General features: G+C 66.7%; 11 protein-coding genes. 2 read left to right on the forward strand and 9 right to left on the reverse strand.

Annotation, left to right across the window (positions count from 1 at the left end):
• Window positions 1-45: 45 nt before the first annotated feature.
• Complete coding sequence (locus tag E5A73_RS05110; RefSeq protein WP_240700038.1) at window positions 46-3,426, reverse strand: PAS domain-containing protein; 3,381 nt, start codon at window positions 3,424-3,426, stop codon at window positions 46-48.
• Between the two features lie 89 nt (window positions 3,427-3,515).
• Between E5A73_RS05110 and E5A73_RS05115 the strand changes: the two genes are divergently transcribed.
• Entirely contained in the window at window positions 3,516-4,520 is a 1,005-nt protein-coding gene (locus E5A73_RS05115) for a fumarylacetoacetate hydrolase family protein (protein ID WP_135962728.1), read from the forward strand.
• Between the two features lie 18 nt (window positions 4,521-4,538).
• Here E5A73_RS05115 and E5A73_RS05120 read toward each other — a convergent pair whose 3' ends face one another.
• The 5 genes from E5A73_RS05120 to E5A73_RS05140 all read right to left on the reverse strand — a co-directional run bounded on the left by E5A73_RS05120 (window position 4,539) and on the right by E5A73_RS05140 (window position 11,616).
• Entirely contained in the window at window positions 4,539-5,006 is a 468-nt protein-coding gene (locus E5A73_RS05120; RefSeq protein ID WP_135962729.1) for a VOC family protein, read from the reverse strand.
• 62 nt (window positions 5,007-5,068) lie between these two features.
• On the reverse strand, window positions 5,069-5,629 hold the full coding sequence (locus E5A73_RS05125; protein WP_135962730.1) for a 2'-5' RNA ligase family protein: 561 nt from the start codon (window positions 5,627-5,629) through the stop codon (window positions 5,069-5,071).
• 11 nt (window positions 5,630-5,640) lie between these two features.
• A complete protein-coding gene (locus E5A73_RS05130; protein ID WP_135962731.1) occupies window positions 5,641-8,988 on the reverse strand; it encodes an error-prone DNA polymerase in 3,348 nt (1,115 codons plus the stop codon).
• Window positions 8,985-10,952: a Y-family DNA polymerase gene (locus E5A73_RS05135; RefSeq protein ID WP_135962732.1), complete on the reverse strand. Its 1,968-nt coding sequence runs from the start codon at window positions 10,950-10,952 to the stop codon at window positions 8,985-8,987. Before E5A73_RS05135 ends, E5A73_RS05130 begins: the two co-directional genes overlap by 4 nt.
• Window positions 10,867-11,616 carry an ImuA family protein gene (locus E5A73_RS05140; RefSeq protein WP_135962733.1) on the reverse strand — a complete coding sequence of 250 codons (750 nt, stop codon included), beginning with the start codon at window positions 11,614-11,616 and terminating at the stop codon, window positions 10,867-10,869. Before E5A73_RS05140 ends, E5A73_RS05135 begins: the two co-directional genes overlap by 86 nt.
• A 153-nt stretch (window positions 11,617-11,769) precedes the next feature.
• Here E5A73_RS05140 and E5A73_RS05145 point away from each other — a divergent pair, with 153 nt between their 5' ends.
• A complete protein-coding gene (locus tag E5A73_RS05145) occupies window positions 11,770-13,917 on the forward strand; it encodes a M3 family metallopeptidase (RefSeq protein WP_135962734.1) in 2,148 nt (715 codons plus the stop codon).
• 118 nt (window positions 13,918-14,035) lie between these two features.
• On the opposite strand, the gene E5A73_RS05150 is transcribed toward E5A73_RS05145, so the two are convergent.
• The 3 genes from E5A73_RS05150 to E5A73_RS05160 form a co-directional block, all read right to left on the reverse strand.
• Window positions 14,036-15,568, reverse strand: a complete 1,533-nt coding sequence (locus E5A73_RS05150) for a lipopolysaccharide biosynthesis protein (RefSeq protein WP_135962735.1) — start codon at window positions 15,566-15,568, stop codon at window positions 14,036-14,038.
• 150 nt (window positions 15,569-15,718) lie between these two features.
• On the reverse strand, window positions 15,719-18,475 hold the full coding sequence (polA, locus tag E5A73_RS05155) for a DNA polymerase I (RefSeq protein ID WP_135963130.1): 2,757 nt from the start codon (window positions 18,473-18,475) through the stop codon (window positions 15,719-15,721).
• A 178-nt stretch (window positions 18,476-18,653) separates the two neighbouring features.
• Window positions 18,654-19,346 (reverse strand): 2OG-Fe(II) oxygenase, encoded by a 693-nt coding sequence (locus tag E5A73_RS05160; RefSeq protein WP_135962736.1) that lies wholly within the window; start codon window positions 19,344-19,346, stop codon window positions 18,654-18,656.
• Window positions 19,347-19,406: the final 60 nt, after the last annotated feature.

The raw sequence follows: 19,406 nt of genomic DNA on the forward strand, positions 1-19,406 counted from the left end.
AGCGCCCCGAAGCCGCGGGGCCAATGGCGCTCGTGACGGCCTGCGTCAAGTGTCTTTGGGTTCGTCGAGCGCAGCGCGCACCCGGCGCGCGAGCCGATCGATGTCGAACGGCTTGGTGAGAATCGAATCGTCGAGCCCGGCAATGTCGGGGCTATAGCCGCTGGTCAGCAATATCTTGAGGTCGGGCAGCCGCGCGCACGCGCGCCGGGCGAGTTCGCGGCCGCTCATCTCGGGCATCACCACGTCGGTGAACAGCAGCGACACGCTCAGGCCGCCCTCGATCATCGCCAGCGCCTCGACTCCGTCGGCAGCGGAGACGACATCGTAGCCGAGCTCGCGGAGCGCTTCGACCGAATAGCTGCGCACGCGCTCCTCGTCCTCGACCACCATCACGGTTTCGCCCGGCCGCGCGCGTTCGGCGTCGGCGACGTCGCCGGCCTGGGCGGTCGCGTCGATCTCGCCTTGGTAGACGGGCAAATACAGACTGACTCGTGTGCCCTGGCCCTGTTCGGTCTCGATACGGACCATCCCGCCCGATTGCCGGGCGAAGCCGAACACCTGGCTCAGGCCAAGCCCGGTGCCCTTGCCGACGCCCTTGGTGGTGAAGAACGGGTCGAAAGCGCGCGCGGCGACTTCGGGTGGCATGCCCGAGCCGGTATCGCGCACCGCGATCGCGACATAATCGCCGGGTTCGACGCCGAGTGCCTGTGCCTCGCTTGCACCCGCTGCGACGTACGCCGTCTCGATCGTCAGCCTACCGCCGCCCGGCATCGCATCGCGGCCGTTGACGCACAGGTTGAGGATTGCATTCTCGAGCTGGTTCGGATCGGCGAGCGCCGGCCGGAGGCCGTCGGCGAGGCGAGTCTCGACGGTGACCGCTTCGCCGAGCGTGCGCGCGAGCAGTTCGATCATCCCCTCGACCATCGCATTGGCGTCGACCGGGTTGGGTGCGAGCGGCTGCTGGCGCGAGAAAGCGAGCAGCCGCTGCGTCAGCGCTGCGGCGCGGGTGGCGCCGTCCCGCGCCGCGACGATATAGCGGTCGATGTCGGTACGGCCCTGTCCGATCCGCCGCTCGAGCAAGTCGAGCGCGCCGATCACCACTGCAAGCATGTTGTTGAAATCGTGCGCGATGCCGCCGGTCAATTGCCCCACCGCTTCCATCTTCTGCGCCTGGCGCAGCTGCTGCTCGGCCTGCATCAGCTGCTCGGTGCGCTGGTGGACCGCCGCCTCTAGCTCCTCGCGCGAGCGCGCCAGCACTTCGCGCGCGTCGACGATATCCTGGATGTCGGTGCAGGTGCCGAACCAGCGGATGATGCGCCCGCTGTCGTCGCGCACCGGCTGGGCGCGGCCGAGCACCCAGCGATAGGCGCCCGAATGGTGCCGCAGGCGATATTCGATATGATAGGGATCGCCGGTGACGAGGCAGTGCCGCCACAGCGCCCAGGTCCGCTCCTGATCGTCGGGATGGAAAACGTCGGCCCAGCCTTCGCCGTCGGTCGAGCCGTACGGCACGCCGGTGAATTCGTACCAGCGATCGTTGTAATAATCGTGATAGCCGTCGGCCAAGGTCGACCACACCATCGGATCGATCGAATTGGCGATGGCGCGGAATTTCTCTTCGCTTTCGCGCAACGCCGTCAGCGCGCCGGCGCGCTCGACCGCGTCCCACGACATTTCGGCGATCGCTTCGATGAACGCGATCTCGTCGGGGCCCCATTGCCGCGCAGTCGCTTCGTTGACGAACATCGTCGACACCCACTCGCCGCCGCGCAGCAGCGGCACGCCGATCGCTGCCGCGGTGCGCTGCGCGATGTCGCTGTCGCTCAGCGCGGGATCGCGTCCCGTATCGTGCGAGATCAGCGTCCGGCCTTCGCGATACGCTTGGATCGCATGGGTGCCGATCCGCTCGAGCGGGATCGTCCCGTGCAGCAACGGCAAGTCGCCGCGCGTCGCGGAGGGACCGAACAGGATCGTGTCGCCGCCGACGATCCGGTAGAAGCCGACGCGGCTCACGCCGAGCTGATCGACCAGCGCATCGGCAGTCACGGCCATCACCCCGTCGGGCGTGTCGAGCGCCCGCTGCTTCTCGGCGAGCGCGTAGACGAAGGACTGTGCCTCGTTCGCTTCGCGAAGCTCCTCGGCCGCGGCGCGCGCAGCCTGCTCGGCGAGCTTGCGCTCGGTAATGTCGAAGCTGACCCCGGGAAACCGGAGCGGCCGGCCTTCGACGTCGAGGATGGGGCGCCCCTGCGAGGCCACCCAGCGCACCGAGCCCCCCGGCTGGAGCAGCCGGTACTCCTCCGAAAAATGTTCGCCGCTGGCCAGGGATCGGGCGATTGCCGCCTCGAGTGGCGAACGGTCTTCGGGGTGGACGTTGACGAGGAACGCCTCGATCGGTGCGCCGATGCCTGCCAGCGCCTCGTCGACGCCGTACAGCCGGAGGAAGCGCAGATCGGCGACGACGCGGTCCGCGGGCACGTCCCAGAACCAGGTGCCCACCCCGATCGACGAGTCGAGCGCCAGCTGAAGCCGCTCCTCGCTCGCGCGCAACGCCGCTTCGGCAGTAGCGCGCTCGGTCACGTCATTGGCGAGGACGAAGATGTCGGTGGTCTCGCCGTTGGCGCCCTTGATCGGCTGATAGACGAAATCGATCAGCCTCGTCTCGGCCTCGCCACCCGCAATTCGCCGGAGCAGGATGGGCACCGAATCGGCACGATAGGTCGTGCCGCTCTGGAAGACCCCGTCGAGCAGTTCGATAAAGCCCTGGTCGATGACCTCGGGAAGCGCATCGCGGAGCGGCCGGCCGAGCACTTCGCGGCCACCGATCAGATCGAGATAGGCCGGGTTCGCGATCTCGAACACATAGTCGGCGCCGTGCAGCAATGCGACCGCACCCGGCGCCTGTTCGAACAATTCGCGCAGCCGCTCGACTTCGGCAAGCCGGGCGCGCTCGGCGAGCACGGTCCGCGTGGTTTCGCTGCCCTGGTTGAGGATCCCAACCACCGCGCCGTGCTCATCGCGGATCGGCGTGAAGCTGTAGTTCCACCAGGTTTCCTGCGGCCGGCCGTTCCGCTCCATCGGCAGCATCTGGTCATAGGTGGAGAAGCCCTCGCCGGTTGCCAGCACGCGCCGCATGTCAGGTTCGACAAGATGCCAGATGTCGGACCAGACCTCCGCACCTGGCCGGCCCAGCGCCCAGGGGTGGCGGTCGGCGGGGATCGGTGCCCAGGCGTCGTTGTAGAGGAGGTGGAGTTCGGGGCCCCAATAGATCGCAGTCGGGAAGCTCGACCCCAAGGCGATGTTGATCGCGAAACGCAGTGATTGCGGCCAGTTTTCGATCGCGCCGATCGGCGTGGAAGCCCAGTCGTGCGTTCGGATCCGGTGGGCCATCTCGCCGCCGTGATCCAGAAAGCGAAGCGACGAGAACATCGTCGAGCGATGAAGATGCCGTTGCCGGGAGTCAACCGCTCGACTTGGCCGCGCGCGGCCCTATGCTGGCCAAAACAGGAGAGAATTGCATGAAGTTGGCCAGCTTGAAGCACGGTCGTGACGGCAAGCTCGTCGTGGTGTCCAACGATCTCGCGTGGTGCGCCGACGCAACCGCAGTCGCGCCGACGTTGCAGGCGGCGCTCGACGACTGGGAGCGGGTTGAGGGCGATCTGCGCAACCTCGCGACCGACCTCGATCACGAGACGATCCCGATGCTGCGCTTCCACGAGCGCCAGGCGGCGTCGCCGCTGCCGCGCGCCTATCAATGGGCCGACGGCTCGGCCTATGTGAACCATGTCGCCTTGGTCCGCCAGGCGCGCGGCGCCGAGATGCCCGAGAGCTTCTGGCAGGAGCCGCTGATGTATCAGGGCGGCAGCGACGGCTTTCTCGGCCCGCGCGACCCGATCCCGCTCGCCGACGAGGCATATGGCTGCGATCTCGAGGCCGAAGTGGTGGTGGTGACCGGCGACGTCCCGCTCGGCGCCGGCCGCGACGAAGCGCTGGCCGCGGTCCGGCTGGTCGGGTTGACCAACGATGTGAGCCTGCGCAACCTCATTCCCGGCGAACTCGCCAAGGGCTTCGGCTTCTTTCAGTCCAAGCCGGCCAGCGCGTTCTCGCCGGTGTTCGTCACTCCCGACGCGCTTGGCGACTGGTGGAAGGACGGCAAGCTCCATCGCAAGCTGATGGTCGACTTGAACGGCCAGCCTTTCGGCCGCGCCGAGGCGGGCGAGGACATGACCTTCGATTTCGGCACGCTGATCGCGCATGCCGCCAAGACCCGCGCGCTCGGCGCGGGAACGATGATCGGATCGGGCACCGTTTCGAACCGCGACGCCGATGGCGGCCCCGGCAAGCCGGTTGCCGAGGGCGGCGTCGGCTATTCGTGCCTTGCCGAGATCCGCACGATCGAGACGATCCGCGGCGGCAAGCCCGAGACTCCGTTCCTCAAGAGCGGCGATACCGTGCGTATCTGGGCCGAGGACGACAAGCACCATCCGATCTTCGGGGTGATCGAGCAGATTGTCGGGGGTTAGTTTCGACGGTCGACGATCTTACCGCTTCAGCGCGTCGTTGACTTCGATCCAATAGCCGTCCGGATCCTGGAGGAAGATCTGGCGGATGCCGTCGGTGCGCATGTTCTGGATCGCGCCGGGATTGCCGGCGACGTCGCTCCAGCTCTGCCCGCGCGCCTTGAGCTGCGTCAGGATCGGATCGAGGCTCGCAACCGCGATCGCCATGTGCACGCGGCGCGGCTGGGTCACCGGCGCGTCGCGGCCCGGCTGGATGTGCAGCTCGACGCCATTGGCCAGCTGCATCCAGCGCGGCCCGCCGGGCGGAAAGGGCGCGGGGATTTCGTTCAGGCCGAACATCGCGCGATAGAAGTCTATGCTCTTCTGCTGATCCGCGACCCAGATCCCGACATGGTCGAGCCGCGCGACAGGCGCAGGCTTGTCCTGAGCGAGCACCGGCGACGTCAGTGCGAGAAACGATACAGCGAAGAGTGGCGCGTGCAAATTCATTCGGTATTCTCCCCTTCACCGAGCCTATCATCCCTGCGCGCCAGTGGAAGGGGCACCATGCGCTAAAAGAGCAGCGACCCTTGGCGCGGTTCGAGCGCCCAGCTGTCGAGCAGCGTGTGGCCTTTGCCGTGGATGCTGTTGATCAACAGCAACTGCCGGACGCGCCAGGCGATCGGCGAAACCGGGATGTTGCGCTGCTGCCATGCTTGGTAGGTGAGCGACGCATGCGGGTTGAACGCGTAGTTGGGGAGCTCGATGCCGAACGCTTCGAGACGCGCGACGAGCGCGCCCTGAAAATCGCGAAGCGCCTGCATCCTGTTGCCGACAAGCGCATTGCCGCGGATCCGGTTGAGCGCGACTTCGAAGGGCTCGGCCTGCAGCGATGTCGCGGCACGCCGGATCAGGTCGAGATTCTCCGCAGAGATCAGCCGGATGTCGCCGAATGGGACGAGCGTGATGTGAATGCGCTTCGTGGCATATTTGCGCGCCAGATTGTGCGCGTGCCGAAGACCGTCCATCGCAGCAGCCTGCTCCGGGCCGGGCTTGATCATGAAATAGAGCATCTGGTCGTCGCGGCGCATCTGCTGGCCGGACACCGTTCCCCCGGTGGTTGGAAACATCATCGGTCATTCTCCTAGTGAAAGTCGCGCGACTTGACCGGGATCAGGTCCGGCGCCTTGAGGCTGCCGCGGGGCGGCCAGCTTTCGAGCGCGCGCTGGCGCGGGAGCTTGAGGCGCTCGCGCGGGTCGATCGTCCCGCCGTGGGTCGCGCCGTCGCCGGGGATCGTCATGCGTGGCAGATCGATCTCGCCGATTTCGCGCAGCCATGGCGTGAGGTCGGTGATCGCCTCGGCGACGAGATGGATCACGATCCCCTCGCGCTGCACCTTGCCGCGGATCGCCAGCATCGTCGCGGTCATCACCGTGCGCCTGTTGGCCTCGAAGCGGTCGGCCCAGAAAACGGCATTGGCGATCCCAGTCTCGTCCTCCAGCGTCACGAACACCACGCCCTTGGCGCTGCCCGGCCGTTGGCGGACGAGGATCAGCCCGGCGACCTCGACCCGCGCGCCATCCTTCATGTTGAGTAGGTCGCCGCACTTGGCGATCCGCCGTTCGGCCAGCCGCTCGCGCAGGAAGGTCACCGGATGGGCACGTAAGGAGAGCTGAGTCGCGCGATAATCCTCGACGACTTCGCGGCCCTCGGTGAGCGGCACCAGCGCGACATCGGGCTCGACGCTCTCGGACACGGTCACGCGCTCGCGCGCATCGGCGGCGCTGAACAAATCGAGCGGCTTCTGGCCGAGCCCCTTGATCGCCCAGAGCGCTTGGCGCCGGTTGAGCCCGAGCGCCTGAAAGGCATCGGCGCGTGCCAGCCGCTCGAGCGCGGCGGGCTTTACCCCGGATCGCCGCCAGACATCCTCGATCGAGACGAAGGGGGCGTGCTCCCGCGCCTTGAGGATTTCGATCGCGTCGGCCTGCGCCAGGCCCTGCACGATCCGCATGCCGAGCCGTAACGGATGCAGATTTTGCCAATCCTCGGCGGTGCCGCAGAATCCCTCTCCTCGGCCCTCCCGCAAGCGGGGAGAGGGGGATTCCATCCGTGTGTCCCAGTCGCTGTGGTTGATGCACACCGGCCGTGCCTCGACACCGTGCGCACGCGCATCGCGGACCAATTGCGCCGGGGCGTAGAAGCCCATCGGCTGCGCATTGAGCAGCGCGCAGCAGAATATGTCCGGATGGTGGCACTTCATCCACGAAGAGGCATAGGCGATCTTGGCGAAGCTCGCGGCATGGCTTTCGGGGAAGCCGTAATTGCTGAAGCCTTCGATCTGCGCGACCAGCCGCTCGGCAAAATCGTCGCTGATGCCGTTCGCGCGCATCCCGGCGAGCAGCTTGGGCCCGAACTCGCCGATGCCGCCGGTCGACTTGAACGTCGCCATCGCACGGCGCAGCCGATCGGCCTCGCTGGGCGTGAAGCCGGCGCCCTTGATCGCGACCTGCATTGCCTGTTCCTGGAAGAGCGGCACGCCGAGCGTCTTCTTGAGCACCTTCTTCAATGCCGGCGAGGGATAGTCGACCAGATGCGGGTTCTGCCGCCGCTTGAGATAGGGATGCACCATATTGCCCTGGATCGGCCCCGGCCGGACGATCGCGACCTGGATCGCGATGTCGTAGAAATTGACCGGCAGCATCCGCGGCAGCATCGACATCTGCGCGCGGCTCTCGATCTGGAACACGCCGAGCGTGTCGGCCTGCTGGATCATCGCGAAAGTCAGGGGGTCCTCGTCCTGCATCAGCGGCGAGGCCATGCTGAGCTGCGTCGCCTTGTGATCGGCGAGCAGGTCGAAGGCGCGGCGCATGCAGCCGAGCATGCCGAGGCCGAGGATATCGACCTTCATGAAGCCCAACTCCTCGATGTCGAGCTTCTCCCATTCGACGACGCGACGATCGACCATCGCCGCGGGTTCGACCGGGATCAGGTCGTGCAGTTTGTCGCGAGTCAGCACGAAGCCGCCCGGATGCTGCGACAAATGCCGCGGCGTGCCGATCAATTCGCGCGCGAGCTGCAGAGTCAGCGCGAGCCGCGGATCGCTGCGATCGAGATTGAGCGCATCGGCATGCTTGTCGTCGACTTCGTTCGACCAGCCCCAGACCTGCGAGGAAAGCGCCGCGGTCAGATCCTCGGGCAGGCCGAGCACCTTGCCGACCTCGCGCAGCGCGCCGCGCGAGCGGAAGCGGCTGACCACTGCAGTCAGCGCGGCATGGTCCTGGCCATAGCTCTCATAGATCCACTGGATCACTTCCTCGCGCCGCTCATGCTCGAAATCGACGTCGATGTCGGGCGGCTCCTTGCGCTCGGTCGAGATGAAGCGCTCGAACAGCAATTGGTGCTTGATCGGATCGATCGAAGTGATCCCGAGCGCGAAGCAGATCACCGAATTGGCCGCGCTGCCGCGTCCCTGGCAGAGGATCTGCTGGCTGATCGCGAACTGGACGATCGAATTCACCGTGAGGAAATAAGGCGCATAGCCCATCTGCTCGACCAGCCCGAGCTCGTGCGTGAGCAAGTCGCGATAGGCTTGCGATGGAGTGCCGCCGAATTTCTGCTTGAGCCCGCTCCACGCCAGCCGGTGCAATGCTTCTTGCGAGGTCCGGCCGTCGAAGACATGCTCCTCGGGATATTGGTGCTTCAGCTCACGCAGCGAGAAGGTGCAGCGCTCGGCGACTGCCTCGGTCGCGCGCAGGGCCTCGGGATAGTCGCGGAAGCGCCGCGCCATTTCCTCGGGCGATTTGAGATGCCGGTCGGCATTGCGCTCGCGGCGGAAGCCGAGCTCGTCGATCGTGCATTTCTCGCGGATCGCGGTGACAACGTCCTGCAGCATGCGGCGATCGGGCGTGTCGTAGAGTATGTCGCCGGTTGCGAGCGGCGTCAGGCCGAAGCGCTCGGCCGCCGCGTTCAGCGCGTGCAGCCGCATCACGTCGCCTGGGCGGCGGTGCTGGGTGAGGCAGACATGCCCCCGCTCGGCAAAGACGTCCGCCATCCATTGCAGCGACAGGGGATCGCCGGGGTCGGCAAGCCCGGGCACCAGCGCGCCGAGCAGCCCTTCGGCATGCATCGCCACATCCTCCCAATGGAGGAAGCATTTGCCCTTCTCGCCATGCTGGGGATCGGCGCGCGACTTGCCGAGCGTGAGCAGGCGGGTGAGGCGCGACCAGGCCGCCTGGTCCTCGGGCCAGACGAGCACCGCGCTGCCGTCGACCAGATCGAGCCGGCAACCGGCGATCATCCGGATGTCCGCGCCGAGCGCGGAGAATTGCTCGGCGGCGACCAGCGAACGCACGACTCCGCCCAATGAATTACGGTCGACGATGCCGAGCGCGGGCAGGCCGAGCAACGCCGCCTGCCGGAACAGATCCTCGGGCGAAGCGGCGCCGCGCAGGAACGAGAAATGCGTCGTCACCTGGAGTTCGGAATAGCTCATCCGAACACGCCGTGGAGATACCAGCTGAGATCGCCGGTCTCGACGTGTTCGCCGTCGCCGCGGCGAAACAGCCAATAGCGGCGGCCGGCATCGTCCTCGACTCGGAAATAATCGCGGACATAAGCGGCTTCGGCGACATGCTTCCACCATTCGCCATGGATGCGCTCGGGCCCGTCGGCGCGGACGATGCGGTGCGGCTGCCCGCGCCAGGTGAAGCGGCGCGGGGCATGATCGGGCAATTCGGCGATGACATGGTCGAGCCGCTCGGGACGCCGCAGCAGCCGTGCCGGCTTGGGCCATTCCGAATGCCAGGGGTGGAGCGCGGCGCTGCGGACGAGCTGGCCGACCGCGTCGATCCTGGGCCGCACGCCGCCGCGCTCGGGCGGATCGAGCACGTCCATGCGCGCCACCGAACGCTCGGGCACGTCGCTCTCGACCGGCCGGTTGCGCCACATCGCATCCAGCCCGATCCGCGTCGCCAGCGTATCGACCAAGGTCGCGATGTCGGGCGCGGCTTCCTCGTCGAGCCGCTCGGTGAAAGGTTCGGGGCCGAGCGGCAGCGCGCGGCGGACATGCAGGGTCAGCGCGTCGATGCCATAGCCCGGCTCGATCTGTTCGATCCGACGGAGGAGCAGCCGCAGCAAATGCACGCCGTCGCGGCTGGGCCTGGCGAGACCGATGCGGATCCGCTGCGGCACGCCATCGACGCGCTCGGCGACCAATTCGACTCGGCTCGCCCCCAGCCCCTGCTCGGCCAGCGCTGCGACGAGGCGAGGGACCAACGTCCCCAGCCAGTGCGCGATCGCATCTGCAGTGCTGATCGGTTCGGCGAAGCGCTGCGCGATGGCGATCGGATCGGGGGGCACCACCGGATGCAGCGGCTCGGGCAGCCGGCCCGATGCCTGTTCGAGCCGGGCGGCGAGCGCCGCGCCGAACCGCCGGACCAAAGGCGCGCGCGGCATCGCCGCGAGCTGGCCGATTGTCTTCACCCCGAGCCGGTCGAGCAGCTCGATCGCCGTGGCCTCGACGCGTAGCGCTGCGACGGGGAGGGGCGCCAAAGCCGGGCCATGTCGTCCGGGTGCAACTACCAACCCGTCACCCCGGCGGAAGCCGGGGTCCAGAGCCAAGCGGGACACCGCGTGTGACTCTGGGCCCCGGCCTTCGCCGGGGGGACGATGCGAGGCGAAATGCGCCAGCGCCCAGGCGGCGCCCGGCGTGTCGGCGACTGCGATCCGCGCGGAATAGCCGAGGCGTGCGAGCATGCGCCGCAGCCGCGCCGTCATCCTTGCCTCGCCGCCATGCAGATGCGCGACGCCGGTGAGATCGAGGAACAAGGTGTCGTCGCCTTCGATCGCGACCGTCGGGGTCCAGCGGCGTGCCAGCGCCATCGCGAGGCTGGCGAGGTGCGCGCGATCACCCTCGGGATCGGCCGGGCGGATGTCGAGCCCCACCACCTGCGCGCGCGCCTGGGCCAGCGCCATTCCGGGCCTCAGTCCCAAAGCCTGCGCTTGCGGGCAGGCAGCGGCGATTTCGATCCGGCTGCCGTTGCGGGTGCTGGTGATGCGAGGCGCAGATTCCTCCCCCAGCTTGCTGCGGGAGGGTCCCTCTCGAGCGAGCTCGGGGAGGAATGCAGGTCGTCCGCCATCATCGGGCGGCATCGCGCGGAACGGGTTCGCCGCCGCTTCGTCGCGCCGGCCGATCTCGTGCTTGGCCGGCTGTCGCGCCACCGGCGGCAGCGCGACCTGGCCGAGTTCGTCCTCGCGTGCCCAGCGCGCGCCGGGACGCCAGCCGCCGCCGCGCGGGACCGAACAGGCATGCTCCTGCTCCCTCGCCACCGCATCGCGCAGCGGGTTGAGCGAAGCGGATGCGCGGTGCGGCTCAGGCCGCGTGGCGGTTCGCGCTTCCGCCCGCCACAGCCTTTCGATCGGCCACAGCGGAAGGAAGAGCGCAGCGACCCGTTGCATCGCATGCCTCCACTTCGATTTCGAAACCCTCTCCCCCCTTTTGCCGCGCCAGCGCGAGCCGCCAGCGCGGCCGTCCGACGCCCTCCACCGGCAGCGGCGTCGACGGTGCCGAAGTCACCCGCCAGCGCGTCACCGCCGCCGACGGCATGCCGATCGGGTCGCTGCCTTCGCGGGCGGGGCGCTTGAGCAGCAATGCGATCGTCCGTCCGCCCTCGGCGGCGAGCTGGAGCCGCCGCGTCGCGGTCATGTCGGCGCGCTTGGCCTCGCCGATCACGGCGCCGAGCCCGCGATGGCGAAGCCCCTCCTCCATGATCGCGAGCAACTCCGAATCGTCGGCCGCCTCGGCATAGATCAGTCGCTTATGGCTGATCCCTACCTGAGCGACTCCGGGCGCGAACAGATCGCGCCGCCGCACCACCCAGAGCACCGGACCCCAGGCGCGCGCCGCGATCCCGGCAAGGAACAAAGTGGCCGCGCAATCATCGGCCATGTCGCTGGTGCCGCCCGCGACTTCGTGCAGTGCGTCGAGCCGAAGCCCGCCATCGGCAAGCCGCGAATCGATTGCGCCGAGCCCGAACGGCAGCGACGGCCGGCGACGGAAACCCTGGGTCTCCATCGCGCGCAATTGCTCGCGAAGCTGGGAAAGGACGGCAGGGTCGGCCATAGGCGGCAGCGGATACTCACGACTCGGGAAACGAGAATGTTCCTATTCTGTTCCTATGCGCTGCGGAGTCAATGCATTGTTTGACAAGCGCTTGCGCTCCGCCGCGCTGCGCCCCTAATGTTTGCCATTCTATCGCAGTCGGGAACCCGCTTCATGACCCATTCGCTCCGGTTCGCGTTGATCGCGTCCACCGCGTTCGTCGCCGCCTCCTCGCTTCCCGGAACCGCAATGGCCCAGACCCCAATTCCCGCCGCCAAGCCCGATCCCACGCCGCTGCTTGCCAAATGGCCCGGCGCGCACGAAGGGGTGCCGCAGTGGGACAAGGTGACGCCGGCGATGTTCGCCCCCGCGTTCGAGCGGGCCATGGCCAATGCCCGTGCGGAGATAGCCAGGATCCGCGACAATCCTGCGGCGCCGACTTTCCAGAACACGATCGAGGCGAGCGAGCGCTCGGGCGAGGAGATGAACCGGCTGTTCGCGGTGTGGGGCGTCTATCAGAGCAACCTCGCCAGCCCCCAGGTCCAGGCGATCGCCAAGGAATGGAGCCCCAAGCTCTCGGCCTTCTTCACCGAGATGAACCTCGATCCCCGGATGTTCGCGCGGGTCAAGGCAGTCTACGATCATCGCGCGCATGCCGGGCTCAATCCCCAGCAGACCCGGCTGCTCGAGCGCAGCTATCGCGATTACGTCACCTCGGGCGCGTTGCTCGACGAGGCCGGCAAGGCTGGCGTCAAGCGGATCAACCAGGCGCTCGCCACGGCCTATACCGAGTTCAGTCGGAAAGTGCTCGCCGACGAAGAGAGCGCGATCCTGCTCAACAGCGAAGCCGATCTTGCCGGACTGGCGGACAGCTTCAAGGCGAGCCTGGCGGAAGAGGCAAAGGCGCGCGGCGCTGCGGGCAAATGGGCGATCAAGAACACGCGCTCGTCGGTCCAGCCCTTCCTGATGTATTCGACCAACCGGGCACTGCGCGAGAAGGTCTACAAGGCATTCGTCAATCGCGGCGACAATGCCGACGCCAACGACACCAATGCGACGATCGCCGAGATCCTCAAGCTGCGGCAGGAGCGCGCCAAGCTGCTCGGCTTCAAGAACCACGCCTGGTACCGGATGGATGACACCATGGCCGAGACGCCGGAGAACGCGACGAAGCTGATGATGGCGGTGTGGCCGGCGGCGGTTGCGCGGGTGCATGAGGAAGTCGCCGACATGCAGCGACAAGCGAACCAGGAAGGCGCCAAGCTGACCATCGAGCCGTGGGACTATCGCTTCTATGCCGAGAAGGTCCGCAAGGCGAAGTACGACTTGGACGAGAATGAAGTGAAGCCGTACCTCCAGCTCGACAATATCATACAGGGCGCTTTCTACGCCGCGGGGCGGCTCTACGATCTGGATTTCAGGGAAAATACCGGCAGCATTCCGGTGTTCCACCCGGACGTGCGCACCTTCCTCGTCACCAATCGGACGACCGGCGCCGAAGTCGGCATCTTCTATTTCGACGGCTTCGCCCGCGCCGGCAAGCGCTCGGGCGCCTGGGCAACGAGCTATCGCAGCCGCAACGGGCTGCGCGGCACCAAGATCGTGCTCGCTTCGAACAACAACAATTTCACCAAGGGCGCGGCGGGCGCGCCGACCTTGATCAGCGTGGACGACGCGACCACGCTGTTCCACGAATTCGGCCATGCGCTGCACAGCCTGCTCGGAAATGTCTATTATCCCGGCCTCGGCGGAACCCCGCGCGACTTCGTCGAATATCCGAGCCAGGTGAACGAAAATTGGCTGCTCACGCCCGACGTGCTCAACCGCTATGCCAAGCATTACCAGACCGGCGCGCCGATGCCCGCTGCTCTGGTCGCCAAGATCGAAAAAGCGCAGACCTTCAACCAAGGTTTCGACACGGTGGAATATCTGTCGTCGGCGATCATCGATATGAAGCTGCACGACCGCGATACACCGGTGACCGATGTCGACGCGTTCGAGCGCGAGACGCTGGCGAGCATCGGGATGCCCAAGGAAATCGTGATGCGGCACCGGCTGCCGCAGTTCAATCACCTGTTCTCGAGCGACGCCTATTCGGCGGGCTATTACAGCTACCTCTGGTCCGAGACGATGGACGCGGACACCTGGGCGGCGTTCGAGGAGACCGGCAATGTCTGGGACAAGGCGACTGCCGACAAGTTCCGCACCACCTTGCTGATGACCGGCAACGAGACCGATCGCAAGGCGGCGTACAAGGCGTTCCGCGGGCGCGATCCCGACGTGAAGGCACTATTCAGGCGGCGGGGATTTCCGGTCGAGTGATCACCTGCTTCGCGTTTTACGCGTTGCCGGTGACAACAAAGAAAATGCGGAACATGTACACGCCGATGTTGGCACAGTCCGTGGAGATCGATTCCGCTTCTCGCTAAGTAAATGCGGACTAAAGCTTTTCCGCGACCGGCAACGTCGGTTCCTCATCCGAAGGGGCCTTGCGGAACAGCGCGCGATCCTCGTCGCTGAAGCCGAACTTGATCATCACGAACAGGAAGGTAACGAGGATCGCCGGCATGCCGATGCTCAGCTCGGCCCATTCGTAATGGCGGGGCAACGAGGTGAAGGCCGCGCCGACCAAGGCCGCCGCGCCGATCGCGAGGAAGAAGCTCGCGCGGATGCTGACCACCGACGCGCCCAGCAGGCGTCGCAGCATGATCGCCTTGGCCGCCGAGCTGATCGTCAGCGACAGTGCGAGCGCCGCGGCCGGACCGGCGGCCTGCACCGGCTGGGACCAGCCCTGCTTCCGCGCAAAGATGACGAAGGCGAAGCTCAATGCGATCTGGAGCAGCAGCACCGCGACCGAGATCATCAGGTTGCGGTGGCGGGCGATGTAGATCAGCCCGGTCTCGCACACCGCACCGGTCGAGGCGAGCACCTCGGCCACCAGCAGGATGCACATCGCACTGGCGCCGACGACGAATTCGGGCCCGATCAGCCCCATCACGCCCTCTGCCGGAATCCCGAACACGACGAGGCAGGCCGCCTGCGCACTGACGATCCAGAAGCCGACCTGGCGGACCTGCTTGGCGACCGACTTGCGGTCGTTCTCGGCGAGACTGTGAGTGACCACCGGCGCGAGGATCGGGTCGAAGCTCGACTTGAGTCGCTGCGGGATCGAGGCGACTTGCTGCGCCATATAATAGATGCCGACCACCGCGGGGCTGAACAACAAGGCCAGGATGAAGCGATCGACGTTGCGCGTCCCCCATTCGATGGCATCGGCACCGGCGAGCGGCGCGTTGCGGCGCGCCAGCGTGACGATGTCGGACACCCGCGGATGCCAGCCCCGTGGCACGCCATATTCGCGCACGAACGGCACTACCGAGGCGACGAGCGCGGCGAGCATCGACAGGACATAGGCGTACATCAGCCCGTCGCGCGCGGAAACGAACGAGAAGCCCCATGCCGCGATGCTGATCGTCCATGGCTCGACGATCGCGCGCGCGGTCACCGAGGCGCGGATATTGTGGCGATAGGCGAGCGCGGCAAGCGTGACGTCGGATATCGCGACGGCGAACACTACCAGCGGCACCAGCCGTTCGAGCCCCATCACCGGGCTGTTGGGGTACATCACTTGCGGGAAGGCGATCAGCACCGCGCTGGCGATCGCCGAAGCGATCAGCGCGACCAGCACTGCGTCCCATACGACGTGCGCGTGGGGGCGCTCGGTGGAGGCCAGGGCCTGGGCGAGCCCGCGCTTGAGCCCCAGAGTTGCGAGCAAGGCAGCGACTTCGACGACCAGGACTGCGATCGCATAACGCCCGACGATATCGGGACCATAAGCGCGCCCGGCGATGAACAGGAACGGGAGGCGTGCCGCGAGCCGCAGCAGGAAGCCGAGGATGTTGGTCCGACCGCCCTTGGCGAGCGCGTTGATATCGTCGGTGGGGGCGGCAGAGGTGGGGGCGGACTCAGCCATTCCGTTCGCCCTGAGCCTGTCGAAGGGCGCGGGCCAACCATCCTGTTCGTCCCCGGACTAGATCCGAAGTTCTCGAAGCACGGCCACCCGCAAATGCGCCGCCTTTGGCAAGGCGCCCTTCGACAAGCTCAGGGCGAACGGTAAGGAGGGTCAATGCGCCGCGCCCCAGCTCGGGCCCACTCCGATCTCGACGCCGAGGGGGACGGTCAGCTGGATCGCGGGCTCGGCGGCGGTGGCCATCACGCGCTCGATCACTGGCTTTGCGGCTTCGACATCACCCTCGGGCAATTCGAACACCAGTTCGTCGTGGACCTGCATCAGCATGCGGACGTTCGGCAGCCCGGCCTCGACGAGCGCCGGGCCCATCCGCGCCATTGCGCGCTTGATGATGTCGGCGCTGGTGCCCTGGATCGGGGCGTTGATCGCGGCGCGCTCGGCGCCCTGGCGCTCGTGCTGGACGCTCGACTTGATCCGCGGGAAATGCGTCTTCCGGCCGAACAAGGTGGTGGTGTAGCCCTTGGCGCGGACCTCCTCGATCGTCGAGACGATATAGTTGTTGATCCCCGGGAAGCGCTCGAAATAGCGGTTGATCATGTCCTGCGCTTCGTCGGCGGTGACGTCGAGCCGGCCGGCGAGACCCCAGCGCGAGATGCCGTAGAGGATCGCGAAGTTGATCGTCTTGGCGCGGCCGCGGGTGTCGCGATTGACTTCGCCGAACAGCTCCATCGCCGTCATCGAATGGATGTCGTCGCCATTTTCGAACGCCATGCGGAGCGCCGGCACGTCGGCGATGTGTGCGGCGAGACGCAATTCGATCTGCGAATAATCGGCGGCAAGGATGACATTGCCCGGCTCGGCGACGAACGCGTCCCGGATTTGTCTGCCCACTTCGGTGCGAATCGGGATGTTCTGGAGATTCGGGTCGGTCGACGACAGCCGCCCGGTCTGCGCGCCGGTGAGCGAGTAGCTAGTGTGGACGCGCCCGGTCTCGGGGTTGATCTGCGCCTGGAGCGCGTCGGTATAGGTGGATTTGAGTTTGGTGAGCTGGCGCCAGTCGAGCACCTTGACCACCATCTCGCGGCCGGGCGAATCCTTGTCGGCGGCGATCCGCTCTAGCTCGTTGACGTCGGTCGAATAGACCCCAGACTTGCCCTTGCGCCCGCCTTTGATGCCCATCTTGTCGAACAGCACGTCGCCCAATTGCTTGGGGCTGCCGATGGTGAACTTGAACCCGGCGATGGCGTGGATCTCCTCCTCGAGGATCGCCATCTGCTTCGAGAATTCATCGGACAGCCGCGCGAGCACCGCGGCGTCGACCTTGACGCCCTGACGCTCCATCCCGGCGATCACCGCGACGAGGGGCCGGTCGACCATCTCGTAGACGCGGGTGACGCTCTCGAATGGCAGACGCGGCTTGAAGCGGCGCCACAGCCGCAGCGTGACATCGGCGTCCTCGGCGGCGTAGCGCGTCGCGGCCTTGAGATCGACTTCTCGGAAGCTCAATTGCTTCTTGCCCGTGCCGACCACGTCCTTGAACGCGATGCAGCTGTGCGAGAGGTGCGTCGCGGCAAGCTCGTCCATGCCATGGCCATGAAGCCCGGCGTCGAGATCGAAGCTCATCACGATCGTGTCGTCATAAGGGGCGACGGTGATCCCGCGCCGGGCGAAGACGATCATGTCGTATTTGAGGTTGTGCCCGATCTTGAGCACGGCCGGGTCCTCGAGCAGAGCCTTGAGCTTGGCCAGCGCCAGTGGCTTGTCGAGCTGGACCGGCTTTTCGGCGAACATGTCGCTGCCGCCGTGGGTGAGCGGAATGTAGCACGCCTTGTTGGGGGCGAGCGCGAGGCTGACGCCGCACAGGCCGGCGCGCATCGCGTCGAGCTCGCTGGTCTCGGTATCGACCGCGACCCAACCCTGGTGGATGGCGTCGGCGATCCAGCGGTCGAGATCGGCTTCTGTGACGACGGTCTCGTAGCCGTCGTGATCGCAGGGCGGATCTTCCTCGAAGCCGGGCGCCTCGTGCGTCTCCACGGGCGCGTCGGCGACTGCCGACAGCCGGTTGAGCAGAGTGCGGAAGCCGTGATGCTCGAGGAATGCGCGCAAAGGCGCGTCGGGGATGCCTTTCAATTCGAGCTCGTCGAGCGGATCGGGCAAGGGCACGTCGCAGGCGAGCTCGACCAGCTTGCGCGAAAGCCGCGCCATATCGGCATGCTCGATGAGGTTGTCGCGGAGCTTGCCGGGCTTCATCGAGGGTGCGGCGGCGAGCACGGCCTCGACATCGCCATGCTCGAGGATCAATTTGGCGGCGGTCTTGGGGCCCACGCCGGGAACGCCGGGGACATTGTCGACGCTGTCGCCCATCAAGGCGAGCACTTCGCCGAGCTTGTCGGGCCCGACGCCGAACTTCGCCTCGGTATCCGCAGGCCCGAGCCGGCGATTGTTCATCGTATCGAGCATGTCGACCGACGGATCGGTCATCAGCTGCATCAGATCCTTGTCGGAACTGACGATCGTGACGGACCAGCCCTGCGCCAGCGCCGCCTTGGTGTAGCTCGCGATCAGGTCGTCGGCTTCCCAGCCTTGCTCCTCGATGCAGGGCAGCGAGAAGGCGCGGGTGGCGTCGCGAATCATCGGGAATTGCGGGACGAGATCCTCGGGCGCGGGCGGGCGATGCGCCTTGTACTTGTCGTACATCTCGTTGCGGAAGGTGTGCTCGCTCTTGTCGAGGATCACCGCCATGTGAGTCGGGCCGTCGGCCTTGTTCAGCTCGTCGACGAGCTTCCACAGCATGGTGGTATAGCCATAGACCGCGCCGACCGGCTCGTTGTGCTTGTTGGTGAGCGGCGGCAGCCGGTGATAGGCGCGGAAGATATAGCCGGAGCCGTCGACGAGATAGAGATGGGGCATCGCCGCGGGGATAGCCGAGGCGCGCGGCGCGGCAAAGCCTTCGCGTGAGATCGGACCGGGCCGGCTGAAATCATTCCCGTTCGCCCTGAGCCTGTCGAAGGGCGTCTGCCCCAACGGAATCGCGCGTGGATGGGCGCCCTTCGACAAGCTCAGGGCGAACGGATCGAGTCCGAGCGGCCTAAGCCGCGTCGTGAAAGATGATGCCGAGCGTGTGGCGCCGCCCGATATGTACTGCGCTGACGCCGTGGCGCATCGTCACGCGATACTCGCCCTTCATGCCGCGCACCGGGCGCTGGTTGACGGCGAATATCACTGCGTCGCCCTGGGTGAGCGGGACCACCGCGGCGCGCGATTGCATCCGCGGGCGCTGCTCGGTGAGGACGAATTCGCCGCCGGCGAAGTCGCGGCCGGGTGCGGAGAGCAAGACGGCAAGCTGGAGCGGGAAGACGTGATCGCCGTACAGGTCCTGGTGGAGGCAATTATAGTCGCCGGGGCCGTAGCGGAGCAGCAAGGGCGTCGGCCGGGTCTGGCCGGCGGCGTGGCATTTGGCGAGCCATTCGGCATGTGTCGCCGGGAAAAGGCGGTCGAGGCCCATGCGGGCGTGCCAGCGATTGGCGATGTCGGCGAGCGGGGGATAGAGCCGCGTCCGCAGCGCCTGCACCGGATCGGGCAGCGGATAAGCGAAATAGCGATATTCGCCGCGGCCGAAACCGTGCCGCGCCATGATCACCTGGCTGCGGAAATGTTCGGGGGTGTCGTAGAGGTCGGTGGTTCGCATGCAGGTGCCGGGGTCGAGGAGCTTGGGCAGCACCGCCCAGCCATTGGTGTCGAGTGCTTCGGCGGCGCAGGTCCAGTCGATGTCTTGGGTCATAAAGCGGCGCTAGACCGACACGGCGCACGACGCGCCCCGTTGCTTGCGGTCTAACGGGGA

It is taken from the genome of Sphingomonas gei, from assembly GCF_004792685.1.
GTDB classification, from domain to species: domain Bacteria; phylum Pseudomonadota; class Alphaproteobacteria; order Sphingomonadales; family Sphingomonadaceae; genus Sphingomonas; species Sphingomonas gei.